At 39.9% G+C, this 21,696-nt stretch carries 21 protein-coding genes; 13 read left to right on the forward strand and 8 right to left on the reverse strand.

What is annotated here, in order from left to right; genetic code table 11:
• The first annotated feature begins 76 nt into the window (after positions 1–76).
• Positions 77–961, forward strand: a complete 885-nt coding sequence (locus tag PVK70_RS15000; RefSeq protein WP_130047047.1) for a LysR family transcriptional regulator — start codon at positions 77–79, stop codon at positions 959–961.
• A 106-nt stretch (positions 962–1,067) separates the two neighbouring features.
• Positions 1,068–1,685: a LysE family translocator gene (locus PVK70_RS15005; RefSeq protein WP_165367176.1), complete on the forward strand. Its 618-nt coding sequence runs from the start codon at positions 1,068–1,070 to the stop codon at positions 1,683–1,685.
• 60 nt (positions 1,686–1,745) lie between these two features.
• Here PVK70_RS15005 and PVK70_RS15010 read toward each other — a convergent pair whose 3' ends face one another.
• Positions 1,746–2,162, reverse strand: coding sequence for a c-type cytochrome (locus tag PVK70_RS15010; protein WP_242504734.1), 417 nt, complete (start codon positions 2,160–2,162; stop codon positions 1,746–1,748).
• Between the two features lie 217 nt (positions 2,163–2,379).
• On the opposite strand from PVK70_RS15010, the gene ectA reads away from it, so the two are divergent.
• The 4 genes from ectA to PVK70_RS15030 all read left to right on the forward strand — a co-directional run bounded on the left by ectA (position 2,380) and on the right by PVK70_RS15030 (position 6,135).
• On the forward strand, positions 2,380–2,913 hold the full coding sequence (gene ectA / locus PVK70_RS15015; protein WP_165367175.1) for a diaminobutyrate acetyltransferase: 534 nt from the start codon (positions 2,380–2,382) through the stop codon (positions 2,911–2,913).
• A 25-nt stretch (positions 2,914–2,938) separates the two neighbouring features.
• The gene (ectB, locus tag PVK70_RS15020) at positions 2,939–4,204 is read left to right on the forward strand and encodes a diaminobutyrate--2-oxoglutarate transaminase (RefSeq protein ID WP_130047051.1); all 1,266 of its coding nucleotides are present in this window, start codon (positions 2,939–2,941) and stop codon (positions 4,202–4,204) included.
• Between the two features lie 14 nt (positions 4,205–4,218).
• Positions 4,219–4,605: an ectoine synthase gene (locus PVK70_RS15025; protein ID WP_130047052.1), complete on the forward strand. Its 387-nt coding sequence runs from the start codon at positions 4,219–4,221 to the stop codon at positions 4,603–4,605.
• Positions 4,606–4,707: 102 nt separating this feature from the next.
• Positions 4,708–6,135 carry an aspartate kinase gene (locus tag PVK70_RS15030; RefSeq protein WP_130047053.1) on the forward strand — a complete coding sequence of 476 codons (1,428 nt, stop codon included), beginning with the start codon at positions 4,708–4,710 and terminating at the stop codon, positions 6,133–6,135.
• A 34-nt stretch (positions 6,136–6,169) separates the two neighbouring features.
• Here the strand turns inward: PVK70_RS15030 and PVK70_RS15035 are convergent, their stop codons facing one another.
• Entirely contained in the window at positions 6,170–7,069 is a 900-nt protein-coding gene (locus tag PVK70_RS15035; protein ID WP_130047054.1) for a LysR family transcriptional regulator, read from the reverse strand.
• A gap of 139 nt (positions 7,070–7,208) precedes the next feature.
• On the opposite strand from PVK70_RS15035, the gene PVK70_RS15040 reads away from it, so the two are divergent.
• Entirely contained in the window at positions 7,209–7,646 is a 438-nt protein-coding gene (locus tag PVK70_RS15040; protein ID WP_165367174.1) for a PACE efflux transporter, read from the forward strand.
• Between the two features lie 96 nt (positions 7,647–7,742).
• On the opposite strand, the gene PVK70_RS15045 is transcribed toward PVK70_RS15040, so the two are convergent.
• Entirely contained in the window at positions 7,743–8,081 is a 339-nt protein-coding gene (locus PVK70_RS15045) for a cytosolic protein (protein ID WP_130047056.1), read from the reverse strand.
• Between the two features lie 398 nt (positions 8,082–8,479).
• On the opposite strand from PVK70_RS15045, the gene PVK70_RS15050 reads away from it, so the two are divergent.
• The 3 genes from PVK70_RS15050 (at position 8,480) to PVK70_RS15060 (ending at position 10,452) form a co-directional block, all read left to right on the forward strand.
• Positions 8,480–8,767: a type II toxin-antitoxin system RelE/ParE family toxin gene (locus PVK70_RS15050; RefSeq protein ID WP_105055608.1), complete on the forward strand. Its 288-nt coding sequence runs from the start codon at positions 8,480–8,482 to the stop codon at positions 8,765–8,767.
• Positions 8,768–8,777: 10 nt separating this feature from the next.
• Positions 8,778–9,095 (forward strand): HigA family addiction module antitoxin, encoded by a 318-nt coding sequence (locus PVK70_RS15055; protein WP_105055607.1) that lies wholly within the window; start codon positions 8,778–8,780, stop codon positions 9,093–9,095.
• Positions 9,096–9,468: 373 nt separating this feature from the next.
• Positions 9,469–10,452 carry a carbamate kinase gene (locus PVK70_RS15060; protein WP_130047057.1) on the forward strand — a complete coding sequence of 328 codons (984 nt, stop codon included), beginning with the start codon at positions 9,469–9,471 and terminating at the stop codon, positions 10,450–10,452.
• Positions 10,453–10,543: 91 nt separating this feature from the next.
• Here PVK70_RS15060 and PVK70_RS15065 read toward each other — a convergent pair whose 3' ends face one another.
• From PVK70_RS15065 to PVK70_RS15085, 5 genes are all read right to left on the reverse strand, one after another.
• Positions 10,544–11,341, reverse strand: coding sequence for a Cof-type HAD-IIB family hydrolase (locus PVK70_RS15065; RefSeq protein ID WP_130047100.1), 798 nt, complete (start codon positions 11,339–11,341; stop codon positions 10,544–10,546).
• Between the two features lie 193 nt (positions 11,342–11,534).
• Entirely contained in the window at positions 11,535–14,687 is a 3,153-nt protein-coding gene (locus tag PVK70_RS15070) for an efflux RND transporter permease subunit (protein ID WP_130047058.1), read from the reverse strand.
• Position 14,688: 1 nt separating this feature from the next.
• The gene (locus PVK70_RS15075; protein ID WP_130047059.1) at positions 14,689–15,807 is read right to left on the reverse strand and encodes an efflux RND transporter periplasmic adaptor subunit; all 1,119 of its coding nucleotides are present in this window, start codon (positions 15,805–15,807) and stop codon (positions 14,689–14,691) included.
• A 177-nt stretch (positions 15,808–15,984) separates the two neighbouring features.
• On the reverse strand, positions 15,985–16,947 hold the full coding sequence (rlmF, locus tag PVK70_RS15080) for a 23S rRNA (adenine(1618)-N(6))-methyltransferase RlmF (RefSeq protein WP_130047060.1): 963 nt from the start codon (positions 16,945–16,947) through the stop codon (positions 15,985–15,987).
• 143 nt (positions 16,948–17,090) lie between these two features.
• A complete protein-coding gene (locus PVK70_RS15085; RefSeq protein WP_130047061.1) occupies positions 17,091–17,447 on the reverse strand; it encodes a YibL family ribosome-associated protein in 357 nt (118 codons plus the stop codon).
• An 86-nt stretch (positions 17,448–17,533) separates the two neighbouring features.
• Between PVK70_RS15085 and arfB the strand changes: the two genes are divergently transcribed.
• The 3 genes from arfB to PVK70_RS15100 all read left to right on the forward strand — a co-directional run bounded on the left by arfB (position 17,534) and on the right by PVK70_RS15100 (position 21,618).
• Positions 17,534–17,947 carry an alternative ribosome rescue aminoacyl-tRNA hydrolase ArfB gene (arfB, locus tag PVK70_RS15090; RefSeq protein ID WP_130044899.1) on the forward strand — a complete coding sequence of 138 codons (414 nt, stop codon included), beginning with the start codon at positions 17,534–17,536 and terminating at the stop codon, positions 17,945–17,947.
• Positions 17,947–19,866, forward strand: coding sequence for a RecQ family ATP-dependent DNA helicase (locus PVK70_RS15095; protein ID WP_130047062.1), 1,920 nt, complete (start codon positions 17,947–17,949; stop codon positions 19,864–19,866). The genes arfB and PVK70_RS15095 overlap by 1 nt, the downstream gene beginning before the upstream one ends.
• 111 nt (positions 19,867–19,977) lie before the next feature.
• Entirely contained in the window at positions 19,978–21,618 is a 1,641-nt protein-coding gene (locus PVK70_RS15100; protein WP_130047063.1) for a DUF342 domain-containing protein, read from the forward strand.
• Positions 21,619–21,696: the final 78 nt, after the last annotated feature.

A 21,696-nucleotide genomic window follows, 5' to 3' on the forward strand; every position in this document is an offset into this window, starting at 1 on the left:
TGGTGATAGGATAATCAGTCAGCGTCAGGTTATTCGTCGCTTAGTTTAGCGTTGTATAAATTAGTGAGAAATGTTCATGAAAACCAGTCAGATTGAAATGCTCTTATATACGGTCGAATTAGGCTCTATTGCAGAAGCGGCTCGTAAGCTTCAAAAAAGTCGAACCACTGTCAGTGCGGCTCTTAGCACCCTTGAAGATGAGCTAGGAGTAACCTTATTAGTTCGTACTGGCAACCGTATTACCCCTACCGAAATAGGTGAATCAATCGTTAATGACTGCCGACGTATGATGGTTATTAGCAACGATATTATAAGTAAGTGCTTACAATACAATGAAGGCATTGCTTCAACTATTCGTGTTGTTCGTGATGACTCACTGCCTGAACCCATTTGGCGTGATATTTTAACTCGCATGAGCCGAAAATTCCCAAACACCAGCATCTCTATTTATGTTGCTCCATCACCAGAGCTTGAAGAAATGGTAGAGCAAAATGTCGTTGATGTGGCCTATGGGATATTACCTATAAATAGCCAACTTCTGCATGTTCAACAAAATGAGCTGGGACAAATTCGTATGATGTCGGTAGCACATAAAGAACACCCACTAAGCCGACTACGAAAAGTAAGCCCGACAGATTTGGAAAGCCACACAGAAATCATCGTTAATTACATTGATGATGATGAACTAATGGTATTTGAGCCAACATCCAGCAAATACATTGCACTTACTTTTTATGAGCACCTTCGTGATGCGGTATTAGATAAAACGGGATGGTCGTCAGTCCCTGCATTATTAATTAATGAGTATTTACGTGATGGTACGTTAAAGGTTCTCAAACATAACCGTGCAATGAACTGGCAATCTTTCGCAGAAATGACCAAAACGAACATGCCTCGTGGTGTGATTATTGACTGGCTATCTGAACAAGTTGAAGACTATTTATTAGAAGTCTCAGAATAATGATTTCTTTCGTTCAAAATAAGCAGTAAATTACCCATGATTCACATATGAAAATGGGCTTAATCATAGCCCTTAATACCAAATGCAGCAGTACATGGAATTATTTATGAGCATTGAAACTTACCTTCTTTTTATCGCAGGGATGTTCGCCTTTTGTGCGATGCCCGGCGCCGATTTCTTTTACGTTCTTTCAAGAGCCTTAGGCGGTGGTGCCAAAACAGGGGTTTATGCCGCTGTGGGTATTGCCACAGGTGTGCTTTTTCATACCTTTTTAGCTGTTGTTGGCTTAAGTGCACTACTGCTGTCTTCAGCAACCGCATTTATGGTGATTAAATACATAGGTGCCGCTTATCTGTGTTATATCGGATTTAAAATGTTCACAGCAAAAGGCGGCTTTGGCCAAGTAGAAACAACTAATCGTACATCTGATATGAAAGTATTTCGCCAAGGTATTCTAACCAATGCCCTCAATCCAAAAGTATGTTTGACCTTTGTTGCTTTTATTCCTCAGTTTTTAACTCCAGAGACATCATCACCTTTAATGATCGGAATGCTTGGTATTACAACCGCCGTTATCGCTCTATTATGGTTTACTTGTGTTGCCATTTTTTCAGCCAAGTTCAGAACTGTCATTGCGGAGAGCAAAACATTTTCAAATATCTTGAAATACGGTCTAAGCTCTTTATTAGTGGGCTTTGGGGCTAAGTTAGCACTGACTAACTAATTTACAGAGCTAAAACGTAAAAAAGGGTTGAAGAGGCATATCTTCAACCCTTTTTTTAACTTAAAAGCGTGAACGGTAAGAACGGTGACACACATTACACGTATCTTGTGCTTGCTCTAAACCCGTTTTTGCCGCTTCTTTATCTTGTTTCAGGCTTGCTTGATAAAGTTGAACAAAGCCACTATCCATCTCTTGCATTAATTGATTAAATTTTTCAGGTTTACCCCATACCGCTTCTTTTGCTTTACTGCCGTCTTGGCTACCTTCAGGAAATGCCGTGCTTAGTAATTGGCTATGTTTATAAAGTTCATGACTGACCGACTCAATTTCATTCCAATTAGGATCATCTTCATCAAGCATGTCCTCTACTTGCTCTGATTGATTTTCGATATGTACAAAAGCCTGTTGTCTTGCGTTAATTAAATCAACACTCGCTTGAGCAAATGCAATATTTGGTAAGAAAAAACGAAATTGCACAAGTAAGATAGTTTTTTTATAAAAAAGCCAGGATCTCATCCACTTTACACAAACAAATACGTAGCACTCTAACTAAATAAAAGCATACATATGTGATCAATGTCGCATTAATAGGCTAATAAACACGCTTTTATTGTGATTGACTTGCCTTTACACCTCTGAAAATGCCCATAATAAAAATGAATTTAATTAGAGTACAAAGGATATGTATTTACATATGACTATTGCAGCGCCCAGAATCTTGTGTTCAAGCATGGATATTGAACCCAGCAAAAAATGGACATTTAGAGAACCTTCAAGGACAGACGGTGACGATGTTTACGCATTGATCACCGAGTGTCCTCCTCTTGATATCAACTCTTCATACTGCAATTTTCTCCAATCTACCCATTTCAGTAAGACCTGCGTTTTAGCAGAGAAAGACGGCAACCTTGCTGGTTTTATCTCTGGTTACCATAAGCCTGATGACCCAAAAACATTATTCATCTGGCAAGTCGCTGTCTCTCCTCGCTACCGAGGTAAAGGTTTAGCTTACTCAATGCTAAATGAGCTTTTACAGCGCAAAAACATCAAACATACCGAATTCGTAGAAACAACCATCACCAAAGCCAATACCGCTTCATGGTCGCTATTTAAAAAGCTGGATGCCGAACACGGTGACCAAGGTAAGGTAACCACGTTTCTAGACAAAGAAGCCCATTTCAAAGGCAAACACGATACTGAATATTTGTATCGTATCGCTCTAAAATAAAATAGGAATCATAAACGGACTCATCATGAATATTTTCAAGAAGCAAGAATCACAAGTACGTTCATACTCAAACAGTTTTCCAGTTGTCTTCCAAAAAGCAAAAGGATGTTGGCTAGAAACCGAAAGCGGCGAACGTTACCTAGACTTCCTTGCTGGAGCCGGATCACTCAACTACGGTCACAACAACCCAGTCTTAAAGCAAGCTTTACTTGAATACATCGAAAATGATGGCATTACGCATGGCTTAGATATGCACTCAAGTGCAAAAGCCACTTTCTTGAATGCATTGAATAATTACATCCTAGAACCTAGAGATCTAGATTATAAAGTTCAATTTACCGGTCCTACCGGAACCAATGCCGTTGAGGCCGCTTTAAAACTGGCACGTAAAGTCACTAACCGAACTAACATTGTCGCCTTCACTAATGGCTTCCACGGTTGTACTGCTGGTGCACTTGCAGCAACAGGTAATCAACACCACCGCCAAGGTGCAGGTTTTAGTTTAAACAACATCACTCGCATTCCTTTTGAAGGTTATGCCGACATCGATGGTCTTAATCTGTTTGAAACCATGCTATCTGATAATTCAAGCGGTTTAGATAAACCAGCTGCGGTACTTTTAGAAACCGTACAAGGCGAAGGTGGTTTAAATGTTGCGTCCAATGAATGGCTACAGCGTTTAAGCAAAATTTGTAAAGCCAACGACATTCTAATGATTGTTGATGATATCCAAGCAGGCTGTGGTCGTACTGGCACCTTCTTCAGTTTTGAACCATCAGGTATTAAACCAGATATGGTTACATTATCTAAATCCATTGGTGGCTACGGCTTACCAATGGCGGTTGTCTTACTAAAACCAGAATTAGATGAATGGAAACCGGGTGAGCACAACGGTACCTTCCGTGGTAACAACCACGCTTTTATTACCGCAGCTAAAGCTCTGGAGATTTACTGGGCAAACTCAGATTTTGAAACACACATCAAACAGTGCTCTCAAAAAGTCAGTGATGTCATTCTTCGTGCTGTAAAACGCTACCCTAAATTGTTTGTTCAGCAAAAAGGTCGCGGCATGATGATTGGTATTGAGTGTAAAGATGGCATTATCTCAAGTGATATCGCTAAAGATTGTTTTAAAAACGGCATGATCATTGAAACTGCTGGTCCATCTGATGAAGTAGTGAAATTCTTCTGTCCATTAACGATCACAGAATCAGAGCTAGAAGAAGGCCTAACTATCTTTGAAAACGCAATTGATAATATTGCAGAAAAACACTTCAAAAAAGCATCTTAATCAGGGACGATACAATGATTGTTAGAACACTAGACGAATGTCGTGATAGCGAACGACGCGTAGCATCAGAAACATGGGAAAGCGTAAGAATGTTGTTGAAAGACGACAACATGGGCTTCTCTTTCCACATCACCACAATTTACCAAGATACAGAAACGCATATTCACTACAAAAACCACCTAGAGTCAGTCTATTGCATGAGTGGCGAAGGTGAAATTGAAGTCATTGGCGGTAAAACCTACCCAATCAAACCGGGCACCTTGTACATTCTTGATAAGCATGATGAACACTACTTGCGTGCTTATAAAGATAAAGAAATGGTGATGGCGTGCGTGTTCAATCCACCAATCACAGGTGCCGAAGTTCATGATGAAAACGGCGTCTACCCTATCTTAGATTAAACACTCATTCCCCCTAGTGCTTATTTAAGTTAGTAGTAAATCCACTTGGGTTCAAGGTGACTCAAGTGGATTCTCCCTCTCAAAGTCAAAAAGGATTTACCCATGACTTATACCGTAGAAAAAATCGGCGGTACTTCTATGACTGCGTTTGACGCCGTTTTAGACAACATCTTTCTTCGCCCTCAGAATCCATATAATCGCGTTTTTGTGGTCTCTGCCTATGGTGGCATTACCGATTCATTACTTGAGTGCAAAAAGACAGGCAAACCTGGTGTTTATAAACTTATCGCTAAGCGCGACGATAGCTGGGATGAAGCATTAGAGTATGTGAAAAATCGTATGCTATTAACCAATGAACACCTCTTTATTGATCCTTTAAATCGTTTAAGAGCAGATAAGTTCATTTGCTCACGAATTGATGAAGCCAAAACCTGTATTTCTAATATTCTTGAAACCTGTCAATACGGCCAGTTTTCACTGCGTCGTTATTTACCTCAAGTGCGTGAATTTCTATCTTCTATTGGTGAAGCTCACAGTGCCTTTAACACGGCATTAAAGCTAAAAACCGTTGGAATTAACGCGAAGTTCGTCGATCTCTCTGGTTGGGATAACCAAACTCCGAGAACATTAGATGAAACCATCACTGATGTATTTAAAGATATAGATGTCACCACAGAGCTACCAATTGTTACTGGCTATGCCTATTGCAAAGAAGGCTTAATGGGCACGTACGATCGTGGTTACAGTGAAATGACCTTTAGCCGCATCGCATCACTTACTCATGCTGATTTGGCGATTATCCATAAAGAATATCACTTAAGCTCGGCTGATCCGCGTGTTGTAGGCACCGATAAGGTATTCCCGATTGGACGTACTAATTACGATGTTGCTGACCAATTAGCAAGCTTAGGAATGGAAGCGATTCACCCTAATGCTGCGGCAGGGCTTCGTGAAAGTGACATTGAAATCCAGATTAAAAACACTTTTGAGCCAGAACACAAAGGCACATTAATCTCATCTGATTACCAGCCAGAAACCAACAAAGTCGAAATCATTGCAGGTAAAGAAAAAGTGTTTGCCTTACATCTGTTTGATCAAGCAATGGTAGGCCAGGTAGATAACGTCGGCTATGAGTTAATGGAAATCATCTCAGACGCACAAGTGAGTTTAATTGGTAAAGAAATGAATGCTAATTCAATTACTTATTACCTTGGCGGTAGCACTGAAAATCTCAATAAACTGTTATACAAAGCAGAAAAACGCTATCCAAACGCCTCTATTAAAGGTCGTATGGTGGCATTAATTTCGGTGATTGGCTCGCAGATTGATACTAACAAAGCACTAGCAAAAGGGGTTTTATCATTGATGAATAATGACGTCACTCCTGTTGCTCTGCACGCGTCTATGCGTAACGTAAACGTGCAATTTGTAGTAAGCGATCAAGACTATCAAAACGCTATACGAGCGCTGCACCACGAATTTTGTGAAAATACAGCCACCACACAAGTAAAAACTGAACAGGTCGCTTAGTTCCGTTTTACAGTGTAAATAAACCGTTAGTTCATTAATAATGAGCTGGCGGTTTTTTTTGGCTAATCGTTTGTAAAGAGGACAATAACTCTTCTAATACAGGGCCAAAAACATGACTACGCGATACCAAGCACCCCATAGGGGTAAGCCAACCATCAAATTCATGTGCAATCGGCAGCGCCACAAGTTTATTCTGCTCTAGTAAGCTTGCAACACCATGCTCTGGTACTATCGTCCAACCCACTCCTTTACAAGCAAGATCCATCAAGGTTTGATGCGTATTGGCGTACCACAACTTTGAGCTTATTCCATAACTGAACCATAACTCTTTACGCTTTGAGCTGCGATGCACTAACTGTCTGTGCCCTTTCAATGCTGCATCATTCACAACAGGCAAACAGGCTAGCTCATGCTCTGGAGACACTACCGTCAGAAAGCGCACATGACCTAGAGTAAAGAAATCCATGTCTACTTTTAGCTCGCCATCTGCATAGACAATCCCTACTTGGGCTTTGCCTTTTTTTACTAACTCTTCAACATCAAAAGTTGAGGTTGTGATGATCTCAAAATCCGTCACAGGAAACTTATCTGCCAATGCCGCCAATATTTGTAATACATCGTCATTCATTAAGCTCTCATCAATGGCGATGACTAACTCATATTCGTGCTCTCTTTCTAGCGACTCTACTTTTTGGTCAAAGTATTTTTGTTGATGCAAAATAGATTGAGCAATCGGCAATAACGCTCTGCCTTTCTCTGTTAGCACAGGCGTGTTTTTCTCACGATTAAACAGTTCTTGGTTAATGGTGATCTCTAAATTGGCAATGGCCTGACTCACACCTGATTGAGCGCGCTTTAACTGACGAGCTGCGGCAGAGAATGAACCGCACTCACACACGGTGACAAAGATTTTTAATTGCTCGAAACTGTACATGATATTAACTCAATAAATAGTTTAAGCATTTAACCTATCACGATTTGTGATGGCTGTTAACTTTATCTCTTTCATTCGCTCTCTATAATCGCTGATTCATTATCTTTAAATGTATCAATAATCATTAAGAGTCATCGCTATGAAAACCACTGAACGTATTTTCCACGCTGTATTATTTGAGGTATTGGCGGTATCACTGTCTATTCTTGGGTTAGCTATTTTTACTAATCACGACGTTACTTCCCTATCAGGAACCATGATAGTCGTTGCCACTATCGCGATGATCTGGAACTTTATTTATAATTGGATTTTCGATCAATTCTTCACTGGCGAGAAAACACAGCGCACCCTTTCATTACGCATCTTCCACGTTGTTTTGTTTGAATTAGGGTTACTGTTCGTAACTGTACCTGTGATGGCTTACTTATTAAACGTAGGCATCTGGGAAGCGTTTGTGATGGATATTGGCGTGACTATCTTTATCACCATTTACGCATTTACCTTTAACTGGGTATACGACAATGTAAGAGTTGTATTGGTAAGAAAAATGGCGAGAGATGAGTCGGTCGCTGCGTGATGCATGAGATATAATGTAGAGAACAGATGGTAAACAACCCGCTGATTGGCGGGTTGTTTATTTTTTTAGTTACTTGGTATTGGTACTGAATAATGTTCAGTCCATTCTGGTAATAAAGGTTTGCTCGTCATCCACAAAAGCCACAAAGCCACCGTGATAGATAAACACCCGACCACGCCCCTCAACTAGGCAAGCAAGCTGTGGGAGCAAATCTTCTTCGTTATCCTGACTTTGAAAAGTGCCTGTATCGGTGATTACGCCACTGAATGTAGGCAAATACCCATAAGTGCGCTTAGCTTGATCAATCAAGCTCAATTCGCTGGCAATAGAAAAGCAAGAGGGGATCACACCGGCTTCTTCGATAAACATCGTTTTAAGTTCTTCAAAAGCGGTAATCACCAGCCAGTCGATATCGTTAACATGATGGATAAACATAGCGTTTCTCGGTTATTCTGATACGACGATTTTATCACTATTAAGGGGTAACCTAGTAGATATTTAATGGCTAAATTATTTCCTAAGATTCATTAGATCCACCTTGAAATGCGTTTTGTTTATTTCCTAAGCCAATCACTTATTTTCGATATCACTCCTTATATCCTCAAACTCCCTCGCACCAAACCCAACTTTTAGAAAACACAGTTACACGATTAATTTAGCTCACTCGCAAGCCAATACCTTTTCACACACTCCTTAAAATAAACCACTAATCTAATACCATTAGAGACAATGAGCACTCGTTCATTGTTTAAATTTACATCAAACCTTGTGCACAGCATGATTGTGCGCTAATCTTTCACTTATCAGGCGCACAATAGTATTGTGCGATAAAAATGTCATTAGAATTTAAAGAACAATGGTTAGAACAATTTTATGAGCAGGACAAACGCCATCGTTTAATTCCTAAAAATATTGAAAACGCTTTATATAGAAAACTAGAAATCTTAGATGCCGCTCACTCTGAATTTGATTTACGTATACCTCCGGGAAATCGTTTCGAGCATTTAGCTGGTAACTTAAGCAAATGGTGCTCTATCAGAGTAAATAAACAATATCGATTAATTTTTCGCTGGGATGATGGTATAGCTAAAGATACCTATTTAGACCCTCATAAATACTAAGGTAGGCCGTATGCGTAAAACAAAACGTCGCCCAGTAAGCGTTGGAGAAATGCTGAAAATCGAATTTCTCGAACCACTAGAAATCACATCAAAAACATTAGCTGAGGCAATGGGGGTTCACCGAAATACAGTGAGTAATTTAATCAACGGTGGGATCTTAACTGCACCAATTGCGATAAAACTGGCTGCAGCACTGGGTAACACGCCTGAGTTTTGGCTTAATATCCAACATGCGGTTGATTTATGGGACACTCGAAATCGCTATCAAGATGAAGCTAAATTCGTAAAACCACTAAATATTAATTTTGAACAACAAACACAAGATTAACGCCATAAGTTAACATTCTCTATATTCAACTTATGGCTCTTGTTTACGCCTAGCAAAAAAGAAAATAAGATTTATCTGTATATCTACTTACTATAGCTCAATATACTAGCAAACCACCATATATAACCTATCCAACCGAGAAACACCTACTTACATATATTCTCTATTTATAAAATAAATACGGTGCGTTGCTGATATTTCCAGTATAGAATCCCCGCTCAATGTCCAGTCTATGTCTTCGCAGCCCTTACTTTCTAGATAAGGTGATGCTGAACACGGTAGATTTGTGATAAATAGACGCTGGCTAAATACAGAGAAAAAATGAATCTCTATTTAGTGATAACAGCACTGATGTGGCATTGAGAAAATTAAAATGAGTCGTACAACAATGAAACCAACAATTGTTATTGCCCTAGGCGGCAATGCACTATTGCGTCGTGGCCAGGTTCTTTCTTATGAAAATCAACTTGAAAACGTAAAGGTAGCGGCAGAATCTATTGCGAAATTAAGTGAAGATTACCGTATTGCTATTGTTCATGGAAATGGCCCACAAGTTGGTTTATTAAGCCAACAAAATGATGCCTTTGATGCTGTTCCTTCTTATCCTCTTAGCTGTTTAGTTGCCGAGTCCCAAGGGATGATTGCAACCATGCTTGCGCAAGAATTACGTAACCGTGTTGATTGTAACGTATCAACAATTCTTACTCATGTTGATGTTGATAAAGCCGACCCTGCGTTTAACGACCCGATGAAATTTATAGGTCAAGTCTATTCAGAAGCAGAAGCTAAAGCACTTGCTGAAGAGTTTGATTGGTCTATTCGCCAAGATGGTGACTACTTTAGACGCGTTGTTGCCTCTCCTGCTCCTAAAAATATTCGTGAAAGTGAATTGATTTCATTAGCTTTGCAGCACGATAACATCGTTATTTGTTGTGGCGGTGGCGGCATTCCTATTTGTACTGATGAGAATGGCATCACTTCAAATATTGATTGTGTTATTGATAAAGACTCAACGGCATCGTTACTTTCTCAACAAATTTCCGCCGACTTTTTCTTAATTTTGACCGATGGTGATGGGGTATTCTTCCATTACGGTAAGCCAAACCAAATCAAATTAGACATTGCGACAACCGAAGAATTAAAAGGTTATGCGTTTGATAAAGGCTCTATGCAGCCAAAAATTGATGCGATGATCAACTATGTTGAAAATGTCGATATTTCAATTGGTATCATTACCGATTTGCATTTGGCTTTAGATGCTCTTAATGGCACCGCAGGTACAAAAATTGTAAAAAATAAGTTCTATGATGATTCTATTTCTCATCAACAGAATGATGGTGAATTAGCCCTAGCTTAATGGTTCTAATGTCATTTCAATGCACTAGAAAAACAAAAGCCCTAACGTGTTGTTAGGGCTTTTTAATATCGAGTATGCGATAAGTAAACGCTTATAACACTTGCTCTTTAATCACCGTAAACACGCCAGCGTCTTTGTTATTTGGCGCGATAAAGCGTGCTGTTTCTTTCACCTGCTGATGTGCGTTTTCCATCGCATAAGAATAGTAGCTCTCTTGTAGCATTTCTAAATCATTTAAGTAATCACCAAAGCTCATTGTCTCTTCGAAGCTAAAGCCAAGCGTGTTTTGAAGATGTTTGATCGCCGCGCCTTTAGAGGCAACCGCATTCATTACATCGAGCCAGATCTTAGCGCTGACCACCACTTGATGTGTATGACCAAACTCTGCATTTATTACCGGATTAATATGCTCTTCTGAACCATCAAAATGACAAAGAGCGACTTTAATGAACTCATCATCCACTGCTAATAAATCTTCTACGTATTGGCAACGCTGATAATACTTAGAAAACTCAGCTAATGCTTGTGGGTCTTGAGTTTCAATATAAGCCGATTGTTTTCCGCACAATACAATGTGTGCTCCATCTATAGAACGCGCGGTTTGAATAATGTTTTTGATTGATGGTGTATCTATCGTGCAACTGTAAAGCTCTTGGCCTTTATGCATCACTAACGTGCCGTTTTCAGCAATGAACATCATGCTATCTTTCACTGGCTCAAAGGTTTCTAATAAGCTGTAGTACTGACGTCCAGACGCCGCAGCAAACATGATACCTTTGTCTTCTAATTGCTGATAAAGATCAAAAAAACTTGGGTCTAACTGGCTGTGCTCATTAAGTAATGTGCCATCCATATCGGTAGCAATAAATTTTACGTTCTGTTTTTGCATTGATAAGTACTCAGAATAAATTGGATAATAGAATGCGCTGAGGCGAGATAATGACAAAAGAGTATATACCTTAGCATTATGGGAACCGAACCACTCTAGTTCAAAATGAGAGGTTAATATCACTCTTTTTGTAAATAAAAAAGGAGCCACGAAGGCCCCTTTTGGTTTAATCACTCAGTGATTTACTGAAAAATTACTCATCATCAATGTGAACAAGCTTGGTACTTCCGCCATGCAGTTTCTCACGACGACGTTGCACCATGGCATAAAAACCAGGGATAAGTAATGTACCCACCAATAACACGCACAGTAAGCCGCCAATCAGTGACACACCCAGAGAGTTTTGGCTGATGTAACCGGCTCCTGATGCAAACACCAATGGCAAAATACCTAGAATAAATGACCACGATGTCATGTTTACCGCGCGGAATCGTAAACGACCACCATTCACCGATGCGTTATCTAAATCTGTCTCTTTCTCTTCACGCTCGTTTTTCGCAAACTCTACAATCAATATGGCATTTTTTGCGGCCAGTGCGATTAAGAGAACCAAGCCAATTTGAGCGTATAGATTCAATGGCATTCCGGCTAAATTCAAGGCCACAAAGGAGCCTAATGTCGCCACAGGAACCACAAGGATAATCGCCAGAGGGATACTCCAACTCTCGTACTGTGCCACCATGAATAGATAGATAAAGATCAGCGCTAAAGCAAACGCATAAATCGCTTGGTTACCCGCTTTCACTTCTTGGTAAGCCATGCCTGTCCACTCGTATTGGTAGCCGTGAGGAAGCACCTCAGCGGCAACACGCTCCATCGCAGCAATCGCATCACCACTTGAATAACCTGCGGCAGGTTGACCTTGAATAACGGCTGAACGGTACATGTTGTAACGCCACGCTACATCGGGTTCAAATACCGTGTCATAAGTCACTAATGTGCTTAGTGGCACCATTTGACCCGAGCTTGCACGCACGTGAAATTTATCCAAATCATCCATACTGCTACGGTACTGCCCATCAGCTTGCATAGTGACACGGAAGTTCTTACCAAACATGGTAAAATCATTCACGTACATCGAGCCCAAATTACCTTGCAGCGTTTGGAAAATAGAACCAAGTGATACCCCAAGTTGTTTGGCTTTTTCACGGTCAATATCCACATAGTAGTGCGGAACATTGGCACGGAACGTACTGAATGTGTATTGAATTTCAGGCTGTTGGTTGGCCGTTTGAATCACTTGATTCATTACATTCGCTAAATCCGTACGATTACGACCTAGCGTATCTTCTAACACAAATTCAAAACCAGAAGCTGCGCCCATCCCCGGAACCGCTGGCGCACCCATCGCGAAAATCACCGCTTCTGGTAATTCCATTGCGGCACGGGCATTGATACGATTCGTGATAGCGAATGACGAGTTATCTCCCTCCATGTCATTACGAACATCCCAAGGCTTTAATTTCACAAACAATGACGCGCCATTTGATGCAGCAGCACCCGTTAAGAATGCATAACCATTGGCAATAGTAACGCCATCAACACCCTGCTCTTGATTCAAGATCTCAAGCACTTTGGCTGACACCTCTTCAGTACGAGAAAGTGATGCGGAATCAGGCAACTGCACGTTAACCAGCAAGATCCCTTTATCTTCTTGAGGAACGAATGCCGTTGACGTATTTTTCGCAAGGTAAGTCACCGAGCCAAGCGCTACGGCAAAAAATACCATCAAGATCGTTGTTTTTCGAACAAAGAAACCCGCAATTTCACCGTATTTATTAGTAACTTTATCTAAACCACGGTTGAAGGCTTTAAACCAACGAGCCGTATTATCTCCACCTTGCTTTAGCACCAAAGAACACAGTGCAGGAGAAAGCGTTAACGCATTAATTGATGAGATAATTACCGCAATACAGATGGTTAATGCGAACTGGCGATACATGATTCCAGTAATACCCGGAAGCATTGCAACAGGAATAAACACCGCAAGCAAAACCAAAGTAGAGGTAATGATTGGGCCTGTTACTTCTTTCATCGCGATTAACGTGGCTTTTCTTGGGCTTAATGACGGATCACGCTTCATAATGGTATCGACGTTTTCGATAACCAAAATGGCGTCATCCACCACGATACCAATGGCCAAGATAAGGCCAAACAAGGTTACGGTATTAATGGTAAACCCGGTCATAAGCATCACAGCAAAGGTACCAATTAACGATACTGGGATTGCAACAACTGGAATTAGCGTTGCACGCGCACTGCCCAAGAACAGGTAGGTCACAGCAATAACCAATAGAATCGCTTCAATTAGGGTTTTTACTACCCCTTTAATCGATTCTGCAACAAACAGCGTGGTGTCATAACTGGTTTCATACGCCAAGCCTTCAGGGAAAGTCGCACTAAGCTTTTCAAGCATCTCCATTACCGCTTTTCCACTCTCTAATGCGTTGGCATCCGATTGCAGAGACAGCGTTACGATAGAGGCGTCTTTTCCTCTAAATTGGCCATTACCGTCGTAGAATTTCTTACCTAACTCAACACGCGCAATGTCTTTTAGATAAACTGATGACCCATCGTTATTTGCACGAAGTACGACGTTTTCAAACTCTTCAACTGATTCTAAACGTCCTTTTGTCACCAAGTTAAACTGCACATCTTGTGCACTGGCATAAGGCGCAGCACCAATTTTACCCGCCGCAACTTGTACGTTTTGTTCAGCTAATGCGGCATGAACATCAGAGGTAGTTAACCCTAAGTTGGTCATTTTATCTGGATCGAGCCAAACACGCATTGCGTATTCACCACCACCAAGTACACCAACTTCACTAATACCCGTAACACGAGCTAGCTGATCTTTAATGTTTAGGTTTACATAGTTAATTAAAAATTGGTCATCATACTTACCATCAGGCGAGTAGAAGTTCAGTACCATTAAAAGATCAGGAGAGCGCTTTTTAACCGTCACACCTACCATGCGAACTTCTTGTGGCAGTTTAGATTCTATTTGCGCAACCCGATTCTGAACGTTGACCTGAGCCATGTCAGGATCAGTGCCCACATCAAAGGTAACGTTAAGAGAGTACGACCCGTCATTGGCACTTTTTGAGGACATATAAATCATATCCTCAACCCCATTGACCGAGGTTTCTATCGGATCGGCAATGGCTTGCTCAACCACCTCTGCACTTGCCCCTGTGTAGTACGCATTAACGCTTACTGAAGGTGGACTTATTTTAGGGTATTCCGCCACAGGAAGAATAGCTAAAGAAATGGCTCCGGCAAGAGTGAGAATAATAGAAATAACCAGAGCAAACTTTGGACGCTGTATAAAAAATCGACTTAACATATTAAGACTCCGCGTTCTCTAGACGAACCTGAACGCCATTTCTTACACGTTGTAATCCTTTCACTAGCACTTGCTCATTCGCATCTAAACCAGAGCTGATAATCACCCCTTCTGGCAGTTGCTTACCCAAGGTAACATTGCGTCGTTCAACAATATTTCCTTCTGTCAGTACCATCACAAAGCTGCCTTCTAAGTCACTTTGCACCGCACGACGAGGCGTAACAATGACGTCAGTTGGTTTCTTTTCTCGTAGATTTACGTTGATATGCTGACCCGGAAGCAAGGTGAAATCAGGGTTTTGAACCAATGCACGAAGTGTTAACGTACCTGTGGTTTGGTCGATACGGTTACCAATGTAGTCAATCTTACCTAAATGATTATATTCTTTACCATTCTCAAGATTCAGAACGACTTCAACTTGGCTTGATGCGCCATCACCATCGCCTTTCACTTGATCGATCCCCATTAATAAACGTTCGCGCTCACTAATGGTAAAACGGGTGTGAATTGGGTTTAAACTCACCAAAGTAGTCAATACACCAGAAGCCGGTGAAACCAAATCACCGATGCTGACTTTACTGTCGCTAATACGTCCTGAAAATGGGGCGATAATGGTGGTGTAAGAAAGGTTAACTTCTGCCAATTTTAATTGCGCTTGAGCCGACTCAACTTGTGCTTCACCACTTAATAGTTGTGCGGTTAAGCCATCGAATTCAGCTTGGCTAATGTTGCCTTTAGGAAGTAGGTTTTTACCACGCTGGAAATCAAGTTGTGCTTTTTTTAATGCTGCATTCGCTTGAGTGATGCCCGCTTTGGCATTGGCTACTTGCGCTTCAAAGGTAGAAGGATCGATCTGAAAAAGTACATCGCCTTTCTCAACCATTTGGCCTTCTTTAAATGAACGAGACTGAATATAACCAGAAACATGAGCAACAATAGACGCATCTTCCATCGCTTCAATACGGCCAATATAAGTTTTACCTTGTTGATATTGAATAGACTCTACGGTATGGGTTGCTACAAGAGGGGCAGGAGGTGCTGTTTTTGTCGCTGCTTCATCACTGCAACCGACAAGAAAGGCCGCACTAATTAAAGAAGCAAGAAGAGTTTTTGATTTCATAAAATAACCATTTAACTGTCAAATTCTGTGTATTCTGACAGCTAAATGATTGAAATTATTAATGTTAAATCGCAGAGATTGTTACTGAATGTGTCTGCAATTTACGTTTAGTCAAATTTAGAAACGCTTTATAACTAACCTATTGATAGATAAAGAATAAAATCAGTATCTAAAAGCTTACAAATTTACATTAGCTTGGAATGTCCATGCCACAAAACGGCTGATTTTCTGACCTTGCGCCATATCAACTGTCTTAATCGTTTTAACACCTAATCGTGCAAGCTCTTGATGTAAAGCTTCTACGTTTTCTTTCTTAGAAATCAATGTCGTAAACCATTGAACTTGCAGTGCAAATTCACAACTCTCTTTTGCCATTTTAGTAATGAATGCTAATTCACCACCTTCACACCAAAGCTCTGCTTTTTGGCCACCGAAATTCAGTTTTTTCACGCCTTTTAATTCATTGTAAGCGTGACCTTTCTTCGATTTATTTGTCGCTAGATTCTGTTGTTTACGCTCAGACCCTGCTGTTGCTTCTGCTTCTGATGCATGGAACGGAGGGTTACACATGGTGAACGCAAATTCATCTTGTGGCTTGATAATACCTCTAAAGATATTCTCTTCATTTTTCTGCTGACGACACTCAATACCCTTCTTCAGACTTGGGTTATTGTTTGCAATAAACGACGCCATTTTAAGCGCTTGAAGATCAATATCAGAACCAACAAAGTTCCATTTGTATTCGCGGTGACCAATGATAGGGTACACACAGTTAGCACCCACACCGATATCTAAACCACGCACGTTTTTACCTGTTGGGATCTCACCGTCATTAGTGATTGCAAGTAAATCAGCAATGTTATGAATGTAATCTGCACGACCTGGGATTGGTGGGCATAAGTAACCTTCTGGAATATCCCAAAATGGTACATCATAGAAATGCGCTAACAGTGCTTTGTTCAATGCTTTAACAGCAAGAGGATCTGAAAAGTTGATTGATTCATTACCATATTGATTCGTTTCAACAAATGCTTTCAGTTCAGGAGATGTTGCAATCAACGCAGGAAAATCATAATTAGCATTATGTTTATTGCGAGGGTGCATCGGTGTTTTTGTAGGAGCAGATTTAGAGTGAGTCATGTAATTTTCTGATAATGAATAATAGCGGACATCATAGCTGATGTATGAATGAATTACTTAAAAAAATAGCCATGCTCTTAACGATATCATGGCTATTTATATTTCAACACGTACTTGTGTTTTGAGTTTGAAATGAAAAGTGATTAGAACGCTTGTGGTGCGAATCCTGTCATTTCTTTAAGTCCTAGCTCTTTGCCAAGCGCTGTCATTGGGTGAACAACGACTAAACCGCGAACCGATTTTTTCAGTTTACCCATATCAGCTTGCTCAGCTTTAGTAATAGCACGCTTGAACTCAAGGTTACGAACTTCAGTACCCTTGTTGCCCATTTCGTATTGCTGCTTACCTTTTAGCTTAGTGATTTTCTTTTCTAGTGTTTGAATTTCCTGCAAGAATTGCTTAACGACAGGCTTATCATCGCGCTTTTCTGCTGCCGCTAAACGGTTCTTACAACGATCTAGACGGTGATGAATTTTTTGCAGCTCTTCTTTTACACTCATGGAATTACCTTTGTATTGAAAATGGTGCGCATTGACGCTAACTGATAGTATACCCTCTATTAGAACAACGATCATAGGTTTATTACATGCTAACCATTTCAAACCAAGTCCAATTAGCCGATTGGGAAATTGAACTGACTGCGATTCGAGCTCAAGGTGCGGGTGGACAGAATGTGAATAAGGTCTCAAGTGCCATTCATCTTCGTTTTGATATTGCAAAATCAACGTTACCTGCCTTCTATAAAGAGCGTCTATTAAAAATGAAAGATAGCCGTATCACTAAAGAAGGCATTATCGTGCTCAAAGCACAACAATTTAGAACTCAAGAAAAAAATCGAGATGATGCGCTTGAGCGTCTAAAAGCATTAATATTATCAGCAGCAGAAACTCAAAAAGCGCGCCGAGAAACAAAACCAACACGCAGTTCTCAACGCAAACGAGTGGATAACAAAACCCAACGTGGCCAAACTAAAAGTATGAGAAAAAAGGTAGATTATTAATGAATTATCAGCAGACATTAAAAGAGGTATTTGGCTTTGACTCTCTAAGAGGTGGTCAACAACACGTTATCGAGAAGGTCCTCAATGGCCACTCGTCTGCGGCTATTTTTCCTACCGGCTCAGGTAAATCATTATGCTATCAGCTACCTGCTCTTTTATTGCCTAATCTAACCCTCGTAATTTCCCCTTTGCTTGCCTTAATGAAAGACCAAATTACGTTTCTTAAAAGCAAAGGTATTGCTGCTGCATCGATTGATTCGACTCAAACTCGTGAGGAGACTCAAGCGATCTTACAAGGGGTAAGAAATGGGGAGATTAATATTTTAATGATCTCTGTTGAGCGATTAAAAAACGAACGCTTCCGCCAGTTTATCGCTCAAATCAATATCTCTTTACTTGTTGTCGATGAAGCGCACTGTATTTCAGAGTGGGGCCATAACTTTCGACCTGATTATTTAAAGTTGCCACAAGATTGTGAAGAACTGAATATACCTCAAGTACTCCTATTAACCGCAACAGCAACGCCAGCGGTTATTGAAGACATGGGGAAGAAGTTTAACATTGCAAAAGAGAATGTGGTGATCACCGGCTTCTATCGCCCTAACTTAGATATCTCAATTATACCTGTAGAAGAAGAGCAGAAACGATCAGCACTGTTTGCCACCTTAAAACAAAAGCCAAATCAGGCAAGTATTGTTTACGTTACCCTTCAGCAAACGGCTGAAAATGTGGCTCAGTGGTTACAATCAAATGGTATTCAAGCCAAAGCCTATCATGCCGGACTAAAATACGACATTAGAGAATCTATTCAACACCAATTTATGAATGGCGATATTAATTGTATTGTCGCTACTATTGCTTTTGGTATGGGTGTGGATAAATCTGATATTCGCCAAGTCATTCACTTTGATTTACCTAAATCCATTGAAAACTACTCGCAAGAAATTGGTCGTGCCGGGCGAGATGGCAAGCTCTCATTTTGTACCGTTCTTGCCAATACCTCAGGTTTAAATGTATTAGAAAACTTTGTTTATGGTGATACTCCTGATAGAGAAGCGATTCAATATGTATTGGATGACATCTATAAGTCATCAGAAACGTGGGAAACTCAATTACTGCGTTTATCTAAAGACAGCAATGTTCGCCAATTGCCTTTAAAAACCTTATTGGTGTACTTAGAGCTAAAACACATCATTCAAGCAAAATACAGCTACTATGCTGATTATCGCTTTAAAACACTAATCTCTATTAATGACATTATTGCTAAGTTTCAAACTGAGCGTCAGCAATTTGTATCTACTATTTTTCAGTGTTCTCCAAAAGCCAAAACATGGCACACGGTTGATTTTGATGCATTGTGGATGGGTTACAGAGGTGAACGTAAACGTGTCGTTGCGGCATTGGATTATTTTCATGAGCAAGGTTGGATTGAACTGGAAAGTAAACAAGTCACAGAGGTTTATCAAATTCTAAACAAGGTAGAAAGCACCCATGTTTTAGCTCAAGAGCAGCACCAACTGTTTAAAAATAAAGAGCAGAATGAGATAAACCGAATTCATGCAATGCTCGATTTCTTTGAAACAAAGACTTGCCTCAGCCATGAGTTAGCACGTTATTTTGCCGATTTTAATGCACCAGAGAAATGTGGACACTGTTCAGCTTGTCGCTCTGAAGCGGCAGTCTTACCAAGAGGCTATACGCATTTCATTGCAGATGATGAACAAGTAAAATGGTGGTGCCAAGAGCTACAAAATAACAGTAAAGAACCGTTAGCCAACGCCGTTTTTGCTCGTTTTTTATGTGGTATTCCCACACCATTAACCACAAAGATAAAAGCCAACAAAATGGCTGGTTTTGCTAAATTTGAGTCCCAACCTTATTTCGAAGTTCTTGAATTAGTAGGGAAACTTAATGGGTAATTTTATATAATTGTGAATCGGTTTGCACTTACAACACTTAATCTAAACCCTATACGCTATAAGTGATAATATCCTCTCCAATATGCTATAAAAAGTTTCTTTGGAGAGAATATGATTGAGCAGTTCTTAATCTTATCGGATGACAAATCTACCGTACATTTTGTGATTCCTGAAAACATCGAATTACCCCACCTAATCGAAGCGCATCATATCCACCAAGCTTTAAAAAATATGGGGGTAGAAAAATACTATCTATTTGATAATGAAATAGAAAATATTATTTCTTCGATAAAAAAAGGAAGTATATCTGAGTTAAATGGTCTTCTCATTTCACAACGTTTAGATGCGCAGTTATCTATCGATATGCAAGAAGATGAAATGACCGCGACCATGACCGTAACTGGTGCTTATGGTGGCATACCATTACGCGGCCCATTAATAATAGAAGCATTAACAAATAAACATATTTTAAAGGGTATAAATAAAGATAACCTTAAAAATCTATTGTTAAAAAGCCAAGTTCTTAATCCAGGGGAAACAATTTCAAACATCATTGCTGTCGGCCAAGCACCAATAGCAGGACAAGATGCGCAGTTTAAGTCTCTTGTACCTAATATTCTAGAACGTATATTACAACCACAAGAAATGGATGATGGCCATGTTGATATGCGAGATCTAGGAGAAGTTATTAGTGTTAAAAAAAACACACCGTTAATGGAAAAAATCCCTGCCACACTAGGAAAAAACGGCCTTACAATAACAGGAAAAAGTATCATTGCGGCTTCTGGCATTGATTCTGATTTTCAGCTTTATCCAGGTTCTTCAATCTCTCCTTCTGATTCAAATATATTGATTTCCGATATCGATGGCTCGCCTTTAATTCATGCTTCTGGCGTTACGGTTGATAATCTTCTAACCCTAAAAAATGTGAATGCGACATCAGGCCACGTTTCATTTAATGGCAGTATTTTTGTTCAAGAAAACATTGAACCAGGGATGAAAGTATCAGCAGAAGGAAATATTACCGTTGGTGGCTTTATCGAGAATGCAGAGGTCAATGCTAAAGGTGATGTCACCGTGATGAATGGGATCATTGGACGGCCTGTCGCTGATGGAGAAGCTTTAATATGCCGCATAACAGCAGAAGGTAGAGTAACCACAAAACTCGCTCAAAATGCACATATAATGGCACACAACGATATTCATATTGCATTGCATTCAAATCACTGCGAACTTGAATCTCTAGGCTCTATTTTTGTTATCGATAAATCAGAAAAACACGGAACAATTAGTGGCGGAAGCGCTACAGCAAATGGCCTAATTAAAACAGCGAATCTAGGTATTGAAGGAGGCGCTTATACAAAAGTTCACGCTTTTCACGATTTCAGTAATCAAAAAGAAACTCTTCACTCACTACAAAAGCACTGTGATGATATCAATGCACAAATCATTAAAATTGAGCAGATAAATATTGAACGACAATCACCTGAATTAGCTGAAAAAATCCTTCGTTCAAAAGAAAAATCTAACCAAGATTTAAGTACTTTAAGAGCGACATTAAAAAAAGAACAAATCACGTTTAATTTAAACCTTAAACAAAATCATGTCTTTGTGACTAATAAAATTTTTCCACGAGTTGATATTCAATTTAATACGGAACATTTAGTGACAAAAAGAGAATACAGTCCAAGTAAGGTTTTTTATTCTGGTTATGAGATCGATATTGAACCTGTACTGATAAAGAAAAAATAAATGGATTTTTGTTTCTTATAAGCAAAAAAATAGTATTGGCAGTTACGCTCAATGCTATTTTTATCACATTATTTTATA

The organism is Aliivibrio sp. A6 (genome assembly GCF_028765505.1).
Taxonomy (GTDB): domain Bacteria; phylum Pseudomonadota; class Gammaproteobacteria; order Enterobacterales; family Vibrionaceae; genus Aliivibrio; species Aliivibrio finisterrensis_A.